Origin of the sequence: Methylocaldum sp., from assembly GCF_039794385.1 — a bacterium.
GTDB lineage: Bacteria > Pseudomonadota > Gammaproteobacteria > Methylococcales > Methylococcaceae > Methylocaldum.
This window is the reverse complement of record NZ_JBDIVO010000474.1, coordinates 1-2882: the sequence shown is the minus strand read 5'-3', so window position 1 is coordinate 2882 and position 2882 is coordinate 1. Positions and strand designations below refer to the sequence as shown.

Genomic DNA, 2882 nt, shown 5'->3' with positions numbered 1-2882 from the left:
ATGGCTCGCTTTTTCGGTATAGGCCGCTGACGGAAGGGAGGGATACCCGTGGATGAAGAAGACCGGAACGAACTGAACGAAGCTTTCTTCAAGCGCAACGGCGGGAAAATCACGGATCGGCATTTCGACCGCATCATCGAAAAGGCTCGCGAGATCGAGAACAAGGTCAAGAAGATTCCGGCGCTGTATCAGGTCTGGCTGGATATCCTGCTCTGCCTGGAATTGATCCGCGATTACCGATCGGGGACATACCGGGATATCGCGGCCTGGGCGATCGCCGCCGTGGCCTTCGGTCTCCTGTATCTGATCAACCCGGCGGAGTTGATCCCGGATGTGATCCCTATCGTCGGCTATCTGGACGATGTGGCCGTCATGGCGCTGATCTTGAAGCTCGTGAAGGTCGAACTCGAAAAATACGCGGCTTGGCGAAAGGCTCGCGACGAGTATCAGGAAGCGCTTTCCAGACTTTTCGCTGATGAGTGACGCAGCGAGCGATTTTGCCTCCCTTGCCGCGAACGGCGACCTATCGGCCTTCGGCATGTATGTTCAAGCCCACTTTTCGACCGTTTCCCGCTGGTTCGCCGAGCGTGCCCACATTCTGCAAGCCCTTCTCGCCTCGTTGTTCACCTGGGGAATGACCGCGCTCGGCGCCGCCCTGGTGTTTTTTACCAAGCGGATGAACCAAAAGCTGCTTGATGCCATGCTGGGATTCTCGGCGGGAGTGATGTTGGCCGCGAGTTACTGGTCTTTGCTCGCGCCCGCGCTCGATTTATCGGAAGGCTATGGCCGTTTTGCCTGGCTTCCGGCGGCAACGGGATTCGCCCTCGGCGCTTATGCGCTGAGTCTTTGCGACTGGCTGTTGCCCCATTTCCAACTCGGCGCAGCGATGCAGACGGAGGAGGGGGTCGTCACGACCTGGCGGCGTACTATGCTGCTGGTGCTCGGCATCACCCTGCATAACATTCCCGAGGGGCTGGCCGTGGGCGTGGCCTTCGGCGCCTTGGCCTGCGGTTTGGATACGGCCAGTCTGGGCGGTGCGATTGCCTTGGCGATCGGCATCGGTCTGCAGAATTTTCCGGAGGGCGCGGCGGTGGCCATGCCCTTGCGCCGCGTGGGCTGGTCGCGGCTGCGCAGCTTCTGGTACGGGCAGCTGTCCGCCGTGGTCGAACCGGTCGCCGCCGTCATAGGCGCCGCCGCCGTATCCGCGTGCTTGGCCATCATGCCTTATGCGCTTGCCTTCGCGGCCGGGGCCATGATCTACGTGGTGTTCGAAGCGATAATTCCCGAGTCGCGGGAACGGGGCAACACCGACATCGCCACGCTGGGGGCCATACTCGGTTTCATTGTCATGATGATTCTGGATGTGGCCTTGGGCTGAATGGGGTTGAGACATTTGGATCAAGCCAAGCGGAGAGGATGCGCAGGGCAGTCTCGGTATCCGGAAGCACGCGCAATATCAGTTCGTTACCAATGCGAGTCGCCGGGCGACCGCTTCGTCTACTGTCGTATCCGAAGCGGTGTCTTCAAGCATTGCATTCACGACGTCATCTGCTCCTGGGCCGCTCGTCGCCTCGATTGCCGTTTCCTCCGGTACCGTCTTCAGGTTGGTCGGTCCGGCTCCGATATGTTCGGAAAACACGTTTCCCGGGTGGCAGGTTTGGCGGGCGACTTAGCTGCCTGCTCGCTTTTGGCGGCAAGATGCGCCCGTCCAGTTCCAGATCGACCTTGAGACGCTTCACGGCGGTTTTGGCGGCCTTGGCGTTGGCGAACGGCCCCGCTATAACCTGATGGCGTTCGCCGCTCGGAACAACTTGTGCCGGTATCGGAGGACCCTGATGATTGAGTATGGCGGCGAGTCGCTGCGCTGCCGTTTCGCTGGACATGACGGCGGCGGACACGTACCAGCCGTTGCTGGCTTTCCGCGCCGATTCGGGTTGTCCGAACCACTTGTCGGGTCGCACGATAGGCTGCGCCCCCGCGAGTACGGCATCGATAGGCGGTGTTCCCGCGGCAATCGGTAGCGGAATGCCCAGTCCTTCTTGGAGAATGCGTTCGATCTTTCCCCAATCCAGGGGTTGGTTCTGATCCTGCTCCCACTTTTTAAGATTGGCGCGGACGGTTTTCTTGAGCGATTTTTCGTTTAATTCCTCATGGCTCCGGTAAGCCTGCAGGTAGACTACCCCGTCACGCCAGCCCACGAGATAAGGCTGATTGACGATATACACCGGCTCGTTCAGTGGAATCTGCGAGTACAGCTTACTGGCGTCCTCCGGATACAAGCGGATGCAGCCATTGCTGGCTCGAAGCCCGACGCTATAAGGCTTGTTCGTGCCGTGAATGAGATACATCTGTCGGTTCAGGTACAGGGCATACTTGCCCAAGGGGTTGTTAGGTCCAGGCGGCACTGCGGCCGGCAAGGGATCGCCCCGCCGGAGGTGGTCGTCTCGGATGTTCTTTGTCGGATACCAGGTCGGGTTCTTAATCTTTCGCGCGATCCGCATCGCCCCGGTGGGAGTTGCTCGCCCTTCCCGCCCGATGCCTACGGGGTAGGTGACGACCTCGGCGCCATTTCCCTCGGCGGGAAAATGAAACATCCGCATGGCGGCGAGATTGATGACCACTCCCCGCCGTGGCGCCCGCGGTAGTACGAACTGCACCGGGATCAACGTCCTGCTGTTCGCGCTTGGCACCCACGGATCGAGCTCGGGGTTTGCCGCGACGATCTCTTCGTATCCCAATCCGAAGTGCCGCGCGATATCGGGAAGCGTGTCCCCTTGCTGAAGCGTAATCACTCCGAACGACCCGACTACCCCTTCGTCCTTGGCGACAGAGAATCGGTGCTTCTCCAGCGACGCGATCGGTGGGCTCGCAACAGGCGCCGA

The 2882-nt window shown here is 60.4% G+C and carries 3 protein-coding genes; 2 read left to right on the top strand and 1 reads right to left on the bottom strand.

All coding sequences use genetic code 11. The features are described from left to right. Window positions 1–48: 48 nt before the first annotated feature. Complete coding sequence (locus ABJK70_RS22925; RefSeq protein ID WP_156880994.1) at window positions 49–483, top strand: DUF1232 domain-containing protein; 435 nt, start codon at window positions 49–51, stop codon at window positions 481–483. Beyond that, a complete protein-coding gene (locus tag ABJK70_RS22920; protein WP_156880993.1) occupies window positions 476–1378 on the top strand; it encodes a ZIP family metal transporter in 903 nt (300 codons plus the stop codon). The genes ABJK70_RS22925 and ABJK70_RS22920 overlap by 8 nt, the downstream gene beginning before the upstream one ends. 166 nt (window positions 1379–1544) lie before the next feature. On the opposite strand, the gene ABJK70_RS22915 is transcribed toward ABJK70_RS22920, so the two are convergent. Then, on the bottom strand, window positions 1545–2882 hold a 1338-nt coding region (locus tag ABJK70_RS22915), incomplete at its 5' end, for a L,D-transpeptidase family protein (protein ID WP_347259247.1).